General features: G+C 72.3%; 14 protein-coding genes. 6 read left to right on the forward strand and 8 right to left on the reverse strand.

Annotated elements, in window-relative coordinates; all coding sequences use genetic code 11:
• Nucleotides 1-34 precede the first annotated feature (34 nt).
• Nucleotides 35-2,266 (reverse strand): catalase/peroxidase HPI, encoded by a 2,232-nt coding sequence (gene katG, locus ACIRL2_RS19870; RefSeq protein ID WP_395860599.1) that lies wholly within the window; start codon nt 2,264-2,266, stop codon nt 35-37.
• Nucleotides 2,267-2,846: 580 nt separating this feature from the next.
• On the opposite strand from katG, the gene ACIRL2_RS19875 reads away from it, so the two are divergent.
• From ACIRL2_RS19875 to ACIRL2_RS19885, 3 genes are all read left to right on the forward strand, one after another.
• Nucleotides 2,847-3,284, forward strand: a complete 438-nt coding sequence (locus ACIRL2_RS19875) for a Fur family transcriptional regulator (protein WP_395860601.1) — start codon at nt 2,847-2,849, stop codon at nt 3,282-3,284.
• A 123-nt stretch (nt 3,285-3,407) separates the two neighbouring features.
• The gene (locus ACIRL2_RS19880) at nt 3,408-4,430 is read left to right on the forward strand and encodes a hypothetical protein (RefSeq protein ID WP_402233713.1); all 1,023 of its coding nucleotides are present in this window, start codon (nt 3,408-3,410) and stop codon (nt 4,428-4,430) included.
• 368 nt (nt 4,431-4,798) lie between these two features.
• Nucleotides 4,799-5,047, forward strand: a complete 249-nt coding sequence (locus ACIRL2_RS19885) for a hypothetical protein (RefSeq protein ID WP_395860605.1) — start codon at nt 4,799-4,801, stop codon at nt 5,045-5,047.
• A gap of 243 nt (nt 5,048-5,290) precedes the next feature.
• Here ACIRL2_RS19885 and ACIRL2_RS19890 read toward each other — a convergent pair whose 3' ends face one another.
• Nucleotides 5,291-6,091, reverse strand: coding sequence for a TauD/TfdA dioxygenase family protein (locus ACIRL2_RS19890; RefSeq protein ID WP_402233715.1), 801 nt, complete (start codon nt 6,089-6,091; stop codon nt 5,291-5,293).
• Nucleotides 6,092-6,161: 70 nt separating this feature from the next.
• On the opposite strand from ACIRL2_RS19890, the gene ACIRL2_RS19895 reads away from it, so the two are divergent.
• The gene (locus tag ACIRL2_RS19895; protein ID WP_395860608.1) at nt 6,162-6,803 is read left to right on the forward strand and encodes a TetR/AcrR family transcriptional regulator; all 642 of its coding nucleotides are present in this window, start codon (nt 6,162-6,164) and stop codon (nt 6,801-6,803) included.
• A 33-nt stretch (nt 6,804-6,836) separates the two neighbouring features.
• Here ACIRL2_RS19895 and ACIRL2_RS19900 read toward each other — a convergent pair whose 3' ends face one another.
• Nucleotides 6,837-7,535, reverse strand: a complete 699-nt coding sequence (locus tag ACIRL2_RS19900) for a TetR/AcrR family transcriptional regulator (RefSeq protein ID WP_395860611.1) — start codon at nt 7,533-7,535, stop codon at nt 6,837-6,839.
• A 59-nt stretch (nt 7,536-7,594) separates the two neighbouring features.
• On the opposite strand from ACIRL2_RS19900, the gene ACIRL2_RS19905 reads away from it, so the two are divergent.
• Complete coding sequence (locus ACIRL2_RS19905) at nt 7,595-8,791, forward strand: FAD-dependent oxidoreductase (protein WP_395860613.1); 1,197 nt, start codon at nt 7,595-7,597, stop codon at nt 8,789-8,791.
• Nucleotides 8,792-8,890: 99 nt separating this feature from the next.
• Here the strand turns inward: ACIRL2_RS19905 and ACIRL2_RS19910 are convergent, their stop codons facing one another.
• The 4 genes from ACIRL2_RS19910 to ACIRL2_RS19925 all read right to left on the reverse strand — a co-directional run bounded on the left by ACIRL2_RS19910 (nt 8,891) and on the right by ACIRL2_RS19925 (nt 12,671).
• The gene (locus ACIRL2_RS19910; RefSeq protein WP_395860615.1) at nt 8,891-9,940 is read right to left on the reverse strand and encodes a phosphotransferase enzyme family protein; all 1,050 of its coding nucleotides are present in this window, start codon (nt 9,938-9,940) and stop codon (nt 8,891-8,893) included.
• 287 nt (nt 9,941-10,227) lie between these two features.
• The gene (locus tag ACIRL2_RS19915; protein WP_402233717.1) at nt 10,228-11,235 is read right to left on the reverse strand and encodes an NAD(P)/FAD-dependent oxidoreductase; all 1,008 of its coding nucleotides are present in this window, start codon (nt 11,233-11,235) and stop codon (nt 10,228-10,230) included.
• Between the two features lie 311 nt (nt 11,236-11,546).
• Entirely contained in the window at nt 11,547-11,975 is a 429-nt protein-coding gene (locus ACIRL2_RS19920) for a hypothetical protein (protein WP_395860619.1), read from the reverse strand.
• A 294-nt stretch (nt 11,976-12,269) separates the two neighbouring features.
• On the reverse strand, nt 12,270-12,671 hold the full coding sequence (locus tag ACIRL2_RS19925; RefSeq protein ID WP_402233718.1) for an SSI family serine proteinase inhibitor: 402 nt from the start codon (nt 12,669-12,671) through the stop codon (nt 12,270-12,272).
• Between the two features lie 410 nt (nt 12,672-13,081).
• Here ACIRL2_RS19925 and ACIRL2_RS19930 point away from each other — a divergent pair, with 410 nt between their 5' ends.
• Entirely contained in the window at nt 13,082-13,396 is a 315-nt protein-coding gene (locus tag ACIRL2_RS19930; protein ID WP_402233720.1) for a PadR family transcriptional regulator, read from the forward strand.
• A 37-nt stretch (nt 13,397-13,433) separates the two neighbouring features.
• Here the strand turns inward: ACIRL2_RS19930 and ACIRL2_RS19935 are convergent, their stop codons facing one another.
• Nucleotides 13,434-14,699 (reverse strand): APC family permease, encoded by a 1,266-nt coding sequence (locus ACIRL2_RS19935; protein ID WP_402233722.1) that lies wholly within the window; start codon nt 14,697-14,699, stop codon nt 13,434-13,436.
• Nucleotides 14,700-14,933 lie beyond the last annotated feature (234 nt).

Here is a 14,933-nt window from a genome sequence, read left to right on the forward strand (position 1 = left end):
GGTCGGCCCACACGGGCCGACCCGGACGTGCTGATCACGCGATGTCGAACCGGTCCAGGTTCGACACCTTGACCCACGCCGCGACGAAGTCGTGGACGAACTTCTCCTTCGCGTCGTCGCTCGCGTAGACCTCGGCCAGCGCGCGCAACTCGGAGTTCGACCCGAACAGGAGGTCGACCCGGCTGCCGGTCCACTTGAGCTCGCCCGTGGTCGCGTCGCGACCCTCGAACGTGCTCGCGTCCTCGGATGTCGCCTTCCACGTCGTGCCCAGGTCGAGCAGGTTGACGAAGAAGTCGTTGGTCAACGAACCGGGAGTCGCGGTGAACACGCCCACCGACGACTGCTGGTGGTTCGCGCCCAGCACGCGCAGGCCACCGACGAGGACCGTCGTCTCGGGGGCGCTCAGGGTGAGCAGGTTCGCCCGGTCGATCAGCAGGTACTCGGCCGGCAGCCGGTTGCCCTTGCCGAGGTAGTTGCGGAAGCCGTCGGCGGTGGGCTCCAGCGCGCTGAACGACTCCACGTCGGTCTGCTCCTGCGCCGCGTCCACCCGGCCCGCCGTGAAGGGCACCTCGACGTCGAACCCGGCGTCCTTGGCGGCCCGCTCGACGGCCGCGGCACCGGCGAGCACGATCAGGTCGGCGAGCGAGATCCGCTTGCCGTCGGTGCGATCGGCGTTGAACGCCTCCTGGATGCCTTCCAGCGCGCGCAGCACCGTGGCCAGCTCGTCCGGGTCGTTGGCCTCCCACCCGATCTGCGGCTGGAGGCGCACCCGCGCACCATTGGCGCCGCCCCGCTTGTCACTGCCGCGGAAGGACGAGGCGGACGCCCACGCCGCGGACACGAGCTGGGACACCGACAGGCCCGACTCGAGGACCCGGCTCTTGAGCGACGCGATGTCCTGGGCGTCGACGAGCTCGTGCGTGACCGCCGGAAGCGGGTCCTGCCACAGCAGCGTCTCGCTGGGGACCTCGGGACCGAGGTAGCGCACGACCGGACCCATGTCACGGTGCGTCAGCTTGAACCACGCCCGCGCGAAGGCGTCCGCGAACTCGGCGGGGTTCTCCAGGAAGCGCCGCGAGATCTGCTCGTACGCCGGGTCGATCCGGAGCGAGAGGTCGGTCGTCAGCATGGTCGGCGCGTGGCTCTTGGACGGGTCGTGCGCGTCGGGGACGGTGCCGGCGCCGCCGCCGTCCTTCGGCCGCCACTGGTGCGCGCCGGCCGGGCTCTTGAACAGCTCCCACTCGTGGCCGAACAGGATCTCGAAGAAGCTGTTGTCCCACGTCGTGGGGGTGTTGGTCCAGATGCCCTCGAGGCCGCTGGTGATCGCGTCGCCACCCGCGCCGGTACCGAAGCTGCTCTTCCAACCGAGGCCCTGCTGCTCCAGCGGCGACGCCTCGGGGTCGGGGCCGACGCTGTCCGCCGGACCCGCGCCGTGGGTCTTGCCGAAGGTGTGACCGCCCGCGATCAGGGCGACCGTCTCCTCGTCGTTCATCGCCATCCGGCGGAACGTCTCACGGATGTCGCGGGCCGCGGCCAGCGGGTCCGGGGTGCCGTTCGGACCCTCGGGGTTGACGTAGATCAGGCCCATCTGCACCGCGCCGAGGGGGTTCTCCAGGTCCCGGTCACCGGTGTATCGCTCGTCGCCGAGCCAGGTGGTCTCCGGGCCCCAGTAGACGTCCTCGTCGGGCTCCCAGACGTCGACCCGACCACCGCCGAAGCCGAAGGTCTCGAAGCCCATCGACTCCAGGGCGACGTTGCCGGTGAGGACCATCAGGTCGGCCCACGACAGGCTCCGGCCGTACTTCTGCTTGACCGGCCACAGCAGTCGGCGGGCCTTGTCCAGGCTCGCGTTGTCCGGCCAACTGTTGAGCGGCGCGAAGCGCTGCTGACCGGCCCCGGCACCGCCGCGGCCGTCGCTGATCCGGTAGGTGCCGGCGCTGTGCCACGCCATCCGGATCATCAGCGGGCCGTAGTTGCCGAAGTCGGCCGGCCACCAGTCCTGCGAGGTCGTCAGCACCTGCGCGATGTCCTGCTTCACGGCGGCGAGGTCGAGGCTGTTGAACGCCGCGGCGTAGTCGAACTCCTCGCCGAATGGGTTGGCCACGGCCGGGTTCTTGGCGAGGATCTTCAGGTTGAGCCGCTCCGGCCACCACTGGCGGTTTCCGCCACCCTGCGTCGGGTGCGGGGCCCGCTCGTGCGCGACCGGGCAACCACCTCCGCCCTCCGTCTTCGCGTCTACGACGATTGCATCATGGTTCTCAGACATGGGATCCCTTCCGGACCAGGCTGATCGCGGTGCTCAGGAGCTGTGGGCGGTGGTGGGCGGTGGAGCGGTCGGGGTACAAGTCTCGCGACGGTCGATCTCGCCCCGTCCACTCCGTCGACCGGGACCCGTGCTCGTGGGGCGCGGTCGAACGGGTCGGGCGGGGCCGGCGAGGCCGCCGGGTCTGGCAGGCCCGGCAGGAAGCCTCGGCGCGGACGACGCGATGAAGGCGGATACGGACTTCCGTCACGCATCGTGACGACGCTCGCCCGCCCCGATATCGAGGCGGTCACCATCCCCGACGGTCCGGAGCAGCGCGACATGATCGATCCTCACCCGCAGGCCGGCACCGCGCGGCTGCTCGGCAGTGGTCCCGTCATGTCCGTGTCTCCTGCCGTCATACGGTTTTCGTACCCCTTGTCCTGGAGTCTTCCTACCCCTTGGCTACCGCCGGAACCGATCCTACGATGGACAGAGTCCAAGTCAAGATGTACGCCAGACCCATACCCAACCGGAATCCGGACGTCCGTACGTCCACCGGTAAACTTCGGGCTACCCCACCGAACCGAATAGGTGAACCCATATGAGCGACCTGCTGGAGCGACTGAGAGAGCGCGGCTGGCGGTTGACCTCCCAGCGGCGTGTCGTTGCGGAGGTCCTCGACGGCGACCACGTGCATCTCACCGCCGACGAAGTGCACGCCCGCGCGGCGCAGCGGCTGCCCGAGATCTCCCGGGCGACCGTCTACAACGCCCTGGGCGAGTTGGTCTCCCTCGGTGAGGTCATCGAGGTCTCCACCGACGGCCGGGCCAAGCGCTACGACCCCAACGCGCATCACCCGCACCAGCACCTGGTGTGCTCCTCCTGCGGAACCGTCCGCGACGTCCACCCCACCGGCAGCCCGCTGGCCGATCTGCCGGCGGACCAGCGATTCGGCTTCACGGTGTCCCAGGTCGAGGTCACCTACCGCGGACTGTGCCCGTCGTGCGCCGGGAGGACCGGCGCGGACTCCGGCGCGTAGGTACCGACCGGCGTTCCTTCTCGACCCGGGGCGGTCCACCACGACCGCCCGAGCCGCTGCCCGGATCGGCCATCGGGGATCCGGCAGGGATGAACGGGCACCGGAAACGGCAATAGGGACGCCGTGAGTACGAAGCGGTCCGACGCCGAGCCCGAAGCCGTCGACGAGGACGCGGTGGCCCGGGAGCTGTACGGGCTCTCGCCCGACGAGTTCACCGCCGCGCGTGACGCGTACGCCGCCCGGGCCCGCAAGGCCGGGAACCGTGCCGTCGCCGACCGGATCGGCAAGCTGCGGCGTCCCGTGCAGGCCGCCTGGTTGGCGAATCTGCTCGTCCGCGAACAGCGCGCGGAGATCGAGGCGTTCCTCGAACTCGGCGCGGCCATGCGGCAGGCCCAGGAGCACCTCCAGGGCCCCGAGTTGCGCGAACTCTCCCGTCGACGCCATCAGGTGATCGACGCCCTCCAGCGGCAGGCGCAGGCCCTGGCCGCCACGCGCGGACATCCCGCCGTCGCCGATTCGACCCGCCGTGCACTCCAGGACACCCTCGCCGCCGCGCTCGCCGACCCCGCCGCGGCCCGGGCACTGGCGGCCGGCACGCTCGCCGGCGCGCTGGAGCCCACCGGGGACTTCGGCCCGCTCGCCACGTCCACGCCGCCCGGGGCCACACCCGCACGGAAGAGCACGAGTACGAAGAGCACGAGTACAAAGAGCACGAGCACTCCCGCACGCGCGAGCGGCAAGGGACGGGCCCGGCACGCGAAGGACGACGACACCGCCGGCGCCCGCGAGGCCACGCGCCGCGCCGCGGAACGCGAGCGTCACGAGGCCCGACTCACCCGCGCCCGCGCCGATCTGGAGGCCGCCGACACCGCGGCCGAGGAAGCCCGCGAAGCCGCGCGGGTGCTCGAACAGCGGGCCGACGCCGCCCGCGACCGGCATCGGGAGGCACTCGCCGACGCCGAGGACCTCGAACGCCGCCTCGCCGAGGCGCGGGACACGGTCGGCCGGCTCGATCGACAGGCCCGGGACGCACGACGCGCGCACGAGGACGCCGACGAACTGGCACGCACCGAGAAGTCCGCCGCGAACACCGCCCGGGCCCGGCTTCGCGACCTCGAACGAAACCGTGCGGGCCGCGGCGAATGAAACGGGCCTCGCCGGTCGGGGTCGGTGCCGGAGCGTGACTCGGCGCGCAACCGTGCCGGCCGAATCGGGCAGGTCGACGCTCGCGGGCCGAGGTCGATCCCGGCGCCCGTCTGCGCGAACGGGGCCGAAATGGCTCGTACTTCACGATCGGCGCCGCCGCGCACGACCGGGCCGGCCGAATCGGCCGTCGAGGCCCAGCGATTGGCGGCCCCGAGTGCTCGCGCGCGGCCCGCGTGAACATCTGCGGAACCGGGATCCGCCATAGATTGGGCGACGTCGGCGCGAGGCTCCGGCCGGGCCCAAAAGGCGGACCACCGGCCCGCGTCCGGCGACATCGATGCCCGGTTCCGACCGCCGAAGGATGCTCCGTGTCGATCCACCGCGACAAGCGACGCCGCAGGATTCCGATAGCCATCGCCGCGGGGGCGGTACTCGCCCTGACCGCCGGCACGCTGTCCACCGGGACCGCGCAGGCCGCCGACGACAACGTGTCCGTCGACCTGGCCGCCGTCCAACGACCGGTGCCGGCCGACACGTTCAGCGCGGACGTGACCGGATATGGCTACCACTCGTACCTCACGGTTCGCCCACCAGTTACGCCAAGCCGACTCCGCTGACGCCCCGACAGATCGTCGACGGCCGCCTGTCGATCACCCTGCCGGGTCCGTCGGTGACCCAACTCGTCCTGTCCTGACCGCCTTCACCGCACCGCCGACGGCGCCGCCCTCCCATCCGGGGCGGCGCCGTCGGCTGTCCGGCACCAGGTCGCGGCTCACGGCCGGCGGGCTTCGCGGCTCGCGGCTCGGGGCTCGGGGCTCGGCGCACCTCGCGACTCGGCGTGACTCGGCGGTGTGCGCGGCTCAGCGGGGTTCGTCGCCCTCGATGACGATGCGGTGCATGACCCGCGGCCCTTGATAGTCGTAGGTGGCGTAGTGCTGCGTACTGCGGTTGTCCCAGAGCGCGATGTCGCCCGACCGCCAGGTGAACCGGACCTGATGCTCCGGCCGGGTCGCCTGGTCGAACAGGAAAGGCAGCAGCAACTCGTTCTCCCTTTCCTTGAGTTCGAGGATCCGGGTGGTGAAGATGCGGTTCAGGTAGAGACAGCGCCGGCCGGTGACCGGGTGGGTGCGCACGACCGGGTGCACGACCGGCGGAAGCGCGTCCTTGTCGCCGCCGCGATGTGACCGGGACTTGGCGAAGTCGTGCTCGGCGGTCAGCCCGTCGAGCATCGCGCGCATCGGCGCGGACAGCGACAGGTACGCGCTCTCCATGTCCGCCCACAGCGTGTCGCCCCCGCTCGGCGGCAGCGACACCGCGCGCAGCATCGTGCCCAGCGGAGGCCGGGCCAGGAAGGTGGCGTCGCTGTGCCAGATGTCGGCGTTGGAGATCTTGGGCCCCTCGCCGCCGGTGGCGAGCACCATCACCTCGGGCAGGTCGGGCGCGGCGGGTTCGCCGAACGGGAAGTGTTGCAGGGTGCCGAATCCGGCCGCGACATCGCGCTGCCGGTGGGCGGTGATCCGCTGATCGCGAAAGAACAGCACCTGGTGCTCGTGGAGCGCGTCCGCCAGCGCGACGTGGCACGACTCGTCGAGATCGCGGCGCAGGTCCAGGCCATGGACCTCGGCGCCGATGGTGGGGGTGAGGGGGCGTATGTCGAACACGGGCACACCTGCCATGATCGTGAGACACTCTGACTTAATCGGTTGAGACGCAATGTCTTACACTGCTCGCGTGGATGTCAAGACCGAGACCCGAGCGCGCATCCTGGACGCGGCCGAGCGCCTGTTCGCCGAGCGCGGCGTCGCCGCCGTCTCGCTGCGCGAGATCGGCGCGGCGGCCGGCCAGCGCAACAACTCCGCGGTCCAATATCACTTCGGCAGCCGCGACGCACTGGTGCGGGCGCTGTACGAGGATCGCCTGGCCCCGCTCAACGACCGCCGCCTCGAACTGCTCGCGAACCTGCCCGAGGACCGGCGCGACGACCTCGACGCCCTCGTGGACATCTATCTGCGACCCCTCGCCGAGCGCTTGCGCGCCGACTCCCGGGACAGCCACTACGCGCGGTTCGTGCACCGCTTCACGCTGGAGGGCACCCCGCTCACCCCGCCCCTGGGCGCCGATGTCACCGGCGGCATCCGCGAGGTCGTCGCGCGCCTGACGGCCGGCCTGGCGGCAAGCGCCCCCGGCGTGCCGGCCGCACACCACGCCGCCCGCCTGCGCCTGATGCAACTCCTGGTCACCGCCGCGCTCGCCGACGCCGAACGCGGCCTCGCGGAAGCCGGCGAACTCCCGCTCCCACTCGACGAATCGCTGGCGGATCTCAAGTCCGCCGCGATCGGCGTACTGACCCGCGCCGCCGCTCCCGGCTCCTGAACCACGCGCGCCGCGACCCGCGCGCCCACCCGGTCACCGGAGTCCGGGCCGATCGGCGGCGGGTCGACTCGCGTCGGACGCGGGTCCCGCCAGGCCGTGCAGGAGCAGTGCGGTGAGGGTGTCGACGATCTCCCCGTCGCCGGCCCGCGGTCCGTCCTCGCCCGCGGTGATCACCGCGAACCCGAGCATCGAGACCATCGCGCCCATGGCCGCGGCCACCACCTCCGGGTCGCCCGGGAGCCGATGACCGCGCCCGCGGAGCCATTCCAGGTGCTCGCGCAGGATGCCGGTCTCCTGGGCCAGGCTCGCCCACGCGCGACCCTCGCCGGGCGGGCCGGCGAAGCTCGTCTGCATCAGAGCCACCACCACCGGCAGATGGTCGCGGATCACCCGCCAGGTGACGGCCAGATGCTCACGCAACTGCTCGGGGTCGGTCAGATCGTGATCGGCCGGATGGTCCGCCACGCCGATCTCGGTGTCGGCCTGCGTGTTCAGGTCCCGCATCAGGGCCTGGAGCAGGGCGTTCTTGTCCGCGAAGTGGGCGTAGAAGGAACCGGTGGCGCGTCCGGCCTCACGCGTGATGTCGGTGATCTTCGTGTCGAGATAGCCGCGCTCGGCGAACAGCCGCCGTGCCGCGTCCTTCAGCGCCGCCTCGGTCTCGGCCGCCTTCTCCTTGCGCACGCCCATCGACTGGCGCTCCTTCCCGGGCTTGACGTCTGGCCTGCCCGTCATCATAGTGAACCCCAGTTCGATGAATTGAGATTCACTGAATCCGAATTCAAGGAGTTGGCATGAACGTGATCGTGATCGGCGGCGGGGTGGCCGGGGCCGCGAGCGCGATAGCCCTGCGCCGGCTGGGACTGGACGTCACCGTGTACGAGGCGTACGCCGAACCGGCGGGCCGGGTGGGCTCGTTCCTGAGCCTGGCGGGCAACGGCCTGCGGGTGTTGCGCTCCCTCGGCGTACTGGAGCAGGTGCAGCGAGCCGGCTTCGCCGTGCCACGCCAGCGCATGTGGTCGAGTTCGGGCAAGCTGCTGGGCGACGTCCCGCGCGGTCGGCTCGCCGACGACGACCTGCACAGCGTGACCCTGATGCGCGGCGCGCTGGTCGAGGCGCTGCGCGCGGAGGCCGTGGCCGCCGGGGCGACCGTCGTCACCGGCGAGTGCCTGGTGGACGCGGTCGCCGGCGAGCGCGGTGTACGGGCGGTCTTCGCCGGCGGCCGTACGGCGCAGGCGTCACTGCTTGTCGGTGCGGACGGCCTCCGGTCGACCACCCGCTCGCTGCTCGACCCGCACGCGCCCACCCCCGAGTACGCCGGCCTCTACAGCATCTCGGGCATCGCCGATGGCATCCCCCGCGACGTCACCCCGGGCACCACTCGCGGCATCGACCTCGAACCCGGCGCCTTCAACATGACATTCGCCCGCAACGGCGCCTTCATCCACCTCACCGCCCCCGACGGCCGCGTCTGGTGGGCGGCGCAGGTCTCCTGCCCCACCGCGCCGGAACTCGCACTCACCGACGAGGAGTGGCTGGGCCGCCTGGCCGGGCTCTACCGGCACGAACGCGTCCCGACCGCGATCCTCGCCGCGACCGCCGAACTGCACCGTCCCACCCTGATGCACCGGCTCGACGCGATCCCGCTGCGCCACAACGACCGCATCGCACTGCTCGGCGACGCCGCACACCCCGTCGGGGCGGGCCAGGGCGCGTCGATGGCCCTGGAGGACGCTCTGGTCCTGGCCCAGTCCCTGGCCGCGCACCCCTCGCCGGCCGCCGCGCTCTCGGCATACGACGCCGCCCGCTCGCACCGCGTCGCCAAGATGGTCAAGTCGGCCTCCGCCAACCGCGACGCCAAGACCGCCGGCCCGCTCGCCCGACGCATCCGCGACCTGGTGATGCCGGTGGCGTTCCCCCTCTTCCACGGCCGAGCCACCTCCTGGCTCTACACCCACGACTGCGGCAACCTCCCCCAACCCACCGCCTGACCCGCGCCGTTCAAATCGCCCGATGGAGCGTGTCCGCCGCCGACGACGCCGGTGTGGTGCCGCCGGACACGACGAACACGCCGTGCACGACGGTCGCGTTCAGCGCACGGATGTCCGGAGGGCGGTCTCGATGTCGGGCAGGGTGTCGAGGAGGCGGCGGGTCATCTGCCAGCGGCGGTGCCAGTAGCCGTCGAGGTCCGTCTGGTGCACGGGATCGGGTCGTTCGTAGTGCTCCCGGACGCCGTAGAACGACTGCATGGCCTGGAGCAGGGCCATCCGCGCGCACGCGAGGACCTGGTCGGCGGGCAGGTCGGGATTCTCCGAGCGGTAGGCGGCGACCAGGGTCAGCGCCGTGCCGGGCCAGTCGTCGGTGGTGGCCACGGTGAGCGGGTCGAACGCGATCCGGCCCAGTTCCCACGCCGGTGGGGCGATGCAGTCGTGCAGGTCGATGACGGCGGCGACCGTGTCGTCGGGGCCGACGAGCACGTTCGGACGGGTGAAGTCGTAGTGCACCGGCTGCATCGACACCGGGGGCAGTCCCGCGGTCAACCCGGGGGCGTGCGCCGCCAGGTCCGCGCGGCGTACCGCGACCTGGTCGCGTCGCGCGGCGTCGGCCTCCGTGTGGGGCTCGCCGATACGGCGCAGCAGCGCGTCCGCGGTGTCGAGCGCGCGTGCGGGGTCCCGGTCCCACCACAGTGGTCGGACCGGGACGAGTCGGGAGGCCCCGGGGTGCCGGGCGAAGGCGCGATGCAGGCGCCCCAGCGTCAGACCGAGGTCCTCGGCGAGCCGCGGGGACCAGGGTCGCGTGGACGTCGTCGCGGCGACGAACTCCCAGACGGACAGGGCGGGTCCGGGCTCTCGGGAGAGTGTGCGTCCGGCGCGGTCGGGGACGATGGCCGGAGTGGGTACGCCCTGAGTACGGGCGAAGTGCGTGGATTCCAGGCGCACCGCGTGCCGATCGAGGTCGTCGCCGTCCCGGTAGACCTTGGCGAAGACCCGAACGCCGTCCGACAGTCGGACCGAGAAGTTGTCGGTCTCCGCTCCGAACGGGACACGCTCCACGACGGCCACATCGAGGCCGTACCCCCGCACGAGCCGATCCGCCACGACATCCTCGAAACGTCCGGGTGTGCCATCGTGCGTCGTCACCGCCATATTGGAGCACGCCCGGCATACCGCGGCCCGCGCCACCCTCGGCGACGGACGCCACCGATCCGACGACGCGGTTCACGGTCGGCGCTCGCCCTGCTCCCCCATGGCCGCGGCGTCCGAGCCCCCTCCGGCGTGTCGGCTCCTGCCCGGCACCCGGTCGCCGCTCCGGAAGGAACATTGCCCTTGCCGGTCTTTCGACCCCGCCACCACCGCCCCGCGAAGGCCCCTTCCCCCGAGACGCCGGTGTCGCGGACTCCGCCGGCGCCGGCGCCGCCGCCCGATGTTCAGTCGGACAGGGCGGGCTGGGGAGCCGGATGTGAGTGGTCTCCGTGCTCGGCGGGGGTGTGGTCCGCCATGGCGCGCTCGACGTCCTCGGCGACCAGGTCGAGATTGAGGGCGAACGCGGCTGCGGCGCCCTGCCCCGCGGCGGTGATCACAAGCGCCTTCGGGTCGGAGACGTTGCCGACCGCCCACACTCCGAACACACTGGTCCGGCCCGCGTCGTCCGTGCTCACCCGGCCGTTCTCGTCCCGTGCGCAGCCCAGTTCGGTGAGCAGCGTGTCGTGCGGCACCATCCGCGGGACCACGAAGACCGCGCGGCGGGGGAAGACCCGGCCGTCGACCGACTCGACGCCGCACACCCGGTCCTCCGCCACCACCAGGCGCTTGATCACACCATCGGCGACGGTGACGCCGCGCGCGGCCAGCCGGTCGCGCTCCGGCGCGCCGAGGTCCAGGGTGTGCGTGAAGAGGACGACATCGTGCGACCACTGCCGGATCAGCAGCGCGTGCTGCACCGCCCCGGGATGGGTACCCAGCACACCGATGGGCGCGTCACGTACCTCGTACCCGTGGCAGTACGGGCAGAACAGCACGTCCCTGCCCCAGCGTTCCCGTACGCCGGGGAGATCGGGGAGCTCGTCCCGCAGCCCGGTGGCCACCACCACCCGGCGGGTCTTCAACACCACGCCGCCGTCCAGCCCGACCACGAAACCGGGGTCGATGCGATCCACCCGGTTCTCGAACAGGTCCACCCCGTAGCCGGCGACCTCGGCCCGACCCACCGCCAACAACTCGCCCGGCGCCATGCCGTCCCGGGACAGGAATCCGTGCATGTGCGCCGCGGGAGCGTTGCGCGGCTCGCCCGCGCCGACCACCGCGACCCGGCGACGGGACCGACCCAGCACGAGGGCCGCACTCAGCCCCGCCGCACCCGCACCCACGATCACCACGTCGTACACATCGTCGTCGCCGGTCCAGGTGGCGCGCACATCGTTCGTCGTATCGCTCAAGGCGATCACCTCCACCCCGAGCGTGCGCCCGCGACCCACGCATCAGCAAACTTCGTTGCCGATTCGGCAACGGCACATCGGGCGCGGGCATGCGCTTCCGGCCGGTCGTGGTCACGCGCGGGTACGAACGGGCACGGCCGCGAGCCACCTCCACCCGTCACCGCGCGGTCGCCGGCTCGTTGGGCGGGCGTGCCCACCGGATGCGGGGAAGCGGCCGGACCCAGGGTGAGGACCGGGCCCACGACGCTCCGGAGTGGAGCGCCGGCAGGCCCGGTCCGACCCGGACCCGCCCGCCATGCCGGCGACGCGTCCTACGCGACGCCGACCGCGGCCAGGGCGTACTCCACGGCCCGCGCGAGTTCGTCCGCGTCCACCGGCCGCAACACCACCTCGTCCGGGTCCTCGACCGCCTCGGCGCGCTGATCCAGGACGTCCAAGGCGACGTGTTCGGCGAATTCCGTCACCGCCGCCCGCGCCTCACGGTCCGGATCGGTGTCACCGGTGGGCGTCTCGAACACCAGGCCGACCCACAACTCCGGGTCCCGCGTCACCAAGGCCTCCCCCAGATGCACGCCGCACCCGGGCGGGCTGTCGTCGACCTCGGCGATCCCGGGCACCCGGCCGAGCATCGGCACGCCGCTCTCGTCGGTGGGTCCACCGCACGCGTGCGACGAGCACGCGCCCAACGGACACCGCCTGCCCCGGTCCTCCTGGTCCTCGATGTGGATGTCGGGAGTCATCACCGCTCCTGTCCGGGCCTGTCACGCCGACGCTTCGTCCGAATCGTGGGCGCGTTCGTCCTCGCGCCCACGACCCGGCTCGCCGTCGACTCCACCACGCCCCGGCCGCCGGCGCGCCCGGAGCGCGCCGAACGGGCGGTGACATTGCCACTAATGCCGCATTCCCCGAAGCCCTGACGCCCGCCGCGCGGGCGTCGCCTGCGCGCACCACTCGTACGCGGTCACGGAGTTCGTTCGGGCATCGCATGCCTGGGACAGGCGCGGGGGATCAACCGGGGGCGCGCCTGCGGGGGATCAGCGAGCCCGGGGCAGGACCGGGACGAGGTTGTCCCAGCGGGAGATCTCGCAACCGTCGACACGCTTGAAGCCGGCGTCGATCGAACGGCCCGCCCAGGTGCCGGTGATGGCCGCGGTGGCGGGTCCGCCATAGATCATCGTGCAGTGCGCGCCGGCGGGGACCGGCGCGAACGGGTCGCGTCCGCCGGTGGTCGTGGCGTCCAGTCGATCGCAGGCCGCCCGCGACTCGGGATGGCTGCCGCCCGCGGGGTGACATGCCAGGGTGTACGTGATCACCCCCTCGGGGTTGTCGGCAACCGTCACGGTCAAGTGGTCCACCGTGCGCGCGACGGCGGAGGGAATCGGGCATTGCACCGCGACGACAACGGCGACGGCGACGACAAGACGGCGGATCAACACGGGCTGCTCCCGGGATAGGGCGCGCGGCATCGCGCGCATGGGTCGAAAAGGAACAAGAACGACTCACCGAAGGGTCGGATTCGACCGGCTCGCCTCGACCGTCGCGGCCGAGCCGCGCGGCTCCGGACTCGCTCCGGACTCGCTGCGGAGTGGCTCCGGATCCACCCATGTCCTCAACGTAGTCGATCGCACACGTCGAGTAATCGGGTTTCACCGTTCCCGCGCAACCGGAAGCCCGTCACCGCGCCCCGACCCGCGCGAAGTCGCCGCCACTCCCACCCGGCCCTCCCGAAACCGGGCCGCCGGCGACGCGAACGACCCGACGCGCACCGTGACCGACCGCCCGTAGTATCGGAGTTCGATATCGGATTCGTCACCTGGTGGGTGACCCGGGGAGGGGTGGTCGACGGGTGCGGGAGTTCCAACGAGGTGCGGTGCGACTGCACATCCTCCACCACGCGGCCGAGGACGAGATCCACGGTGCGTGGATGGCCGAGGAACTGGCCGGTCACGGCTACCGGATCAGCCCGGGCACGCTCTACCCGACGCTGCACCGCATGGAGGCGGACGGGCTGCTGACCTCCGAGCAGCGGGTGGTCGAGGGCCGCACCCGCCGCGTGTATCGGGCGACCGACGCGGGCTTGGCCGCGCTGGCCGAGGACCGCCGGGCGCTGGCGGAACTGGCCCGCGAGGTGTTGCCCGAAGCGGACCGGCCCCGCCGGTAGCCGGCGGCCGGTTCCCCCACGACGACCCGACGATCCGTCAGGCGCCGGCGAACCTCCTGCGCAGGCCGTAGCCGGCGGCGCCCGCCGCGAGCACCGCGGCCCCCCACACCACCGAGGCCACGGGGAGCGAGAAGGCCAGCACCAGGCAACCGGCCGTGCCGAGGATCGGCACGGCCCGCGGCGGGCGGCCCTCGGTCGGAGTGAGCGTCCAGGCACTGGCGTTGGCGATCGCGTAGTAGGCCAGCACGCCGAACGAGGAGAACCCGATCGCGCCGCGCACGTCCGTCGTGCCGGCCAGTACGGCCACCACCGCGCCGACCGCGAGCTCGGCGCGGTGCGGCACCTCGAATCGCGGATGTACGGCGGCCAGGACGTGCGGCAGATGCCGGTCGCGGGCCATCGCCAGCGTGGTGCGGGAGACGCCCAGGATCAGCGCCAGCAACGAGCCGAGCGCCGCGACGACCGCCCCGACGCGCACCAGCGGCGCGAGTTCGGGGACGCCGGCGGCGCGTACGGCCTCGGCGAGCGGGTCGGCGGTGTGCGCGAGGCGCTCGGGTCCCAGCACCGCGAGCACTGCCGCGGCGACGGCCGCGTACACCACCAGGGTGATGCCCAGCGCGGTCGGGATCGCCCGGGGGATGGTCCGCTTCGGGTCGCGGACCTCCTCGCCGAGGGTGGCGATGCGCGCGTACCCGGCGAACGCGAAGAACAGCAGACCGGCCGCCTGGAGCACTCCGCCGAACGTGGCGTCCGCGCCGATCCGCAGGTGCGCGCCGTCGCCGGTACCGCCGGTGAGGCAGGCGGTGACCACGGCGGCGAGCACCGCGAGCACGACCGCGACGATCCCCCGGGTCAGCCACGCGGCCTTCTGTACCCCGACATAGTTGACCGCGGTCAGCGCCACCACCGCGGCCACGGCGACCGCGTGCGCCTGGCCCGGCCACGCGTAGGAGCCGACGGTCAGCGCCATGGCCGCGCACGAGGCGGTCTTGCCGACCACGAAGCCCCACCCGGCCAGGTAGCCCCAGAAGTCGCCGAGGCGCTCGCGTCCGTACACGTACGTGCCGCCGGACTGCGGGTAGCGGGCCGCCAGCCGGGCCGAGGAGGTGGCGTTGCAGTAGGCCACCACCGCGGCCAGCGCCAGAGCCGGCAGCAGACCCGAGCCCGCCGCGCCCGCGGCCGGCGCGAGCGCCGCGAAGATGCCGGCGCCGATCATCGACCCGAGCCCGATCACCACGGCGTCGAAAACGCCCAGATGGCGCTTCAGCTCCCCCGCCTCGGCAGACGCCGCCGACATCCCCATCGCTCGCTCCCCGACCGCGCTTCACATCCATTACGGACCCCGATATCGGATCACGATATAGGACCGACCCATCGCGCCGCCGACAAAGCCCGAACAGCGGTGCGACGTCGAAACGCGGCCGGCAGCGCGGCCACGAGCCCCCCGGAGACCCGGGCGACTCGCGGCACACGCTGCCGTGCGAACAAAACGGTGCGGTGCGGTGCGGTGTGCTGTGGCGCGGTGCGGTGCGTCGCA

This window comes from Embleya sp. NPDC127516 (genome assembly GCF_044765325.1).
Taxonomy (GTDB): Bacteria; Actinomycetota; Actinomycetes; order Streptomycetales; family Streptomycetaceae; genus Embleya.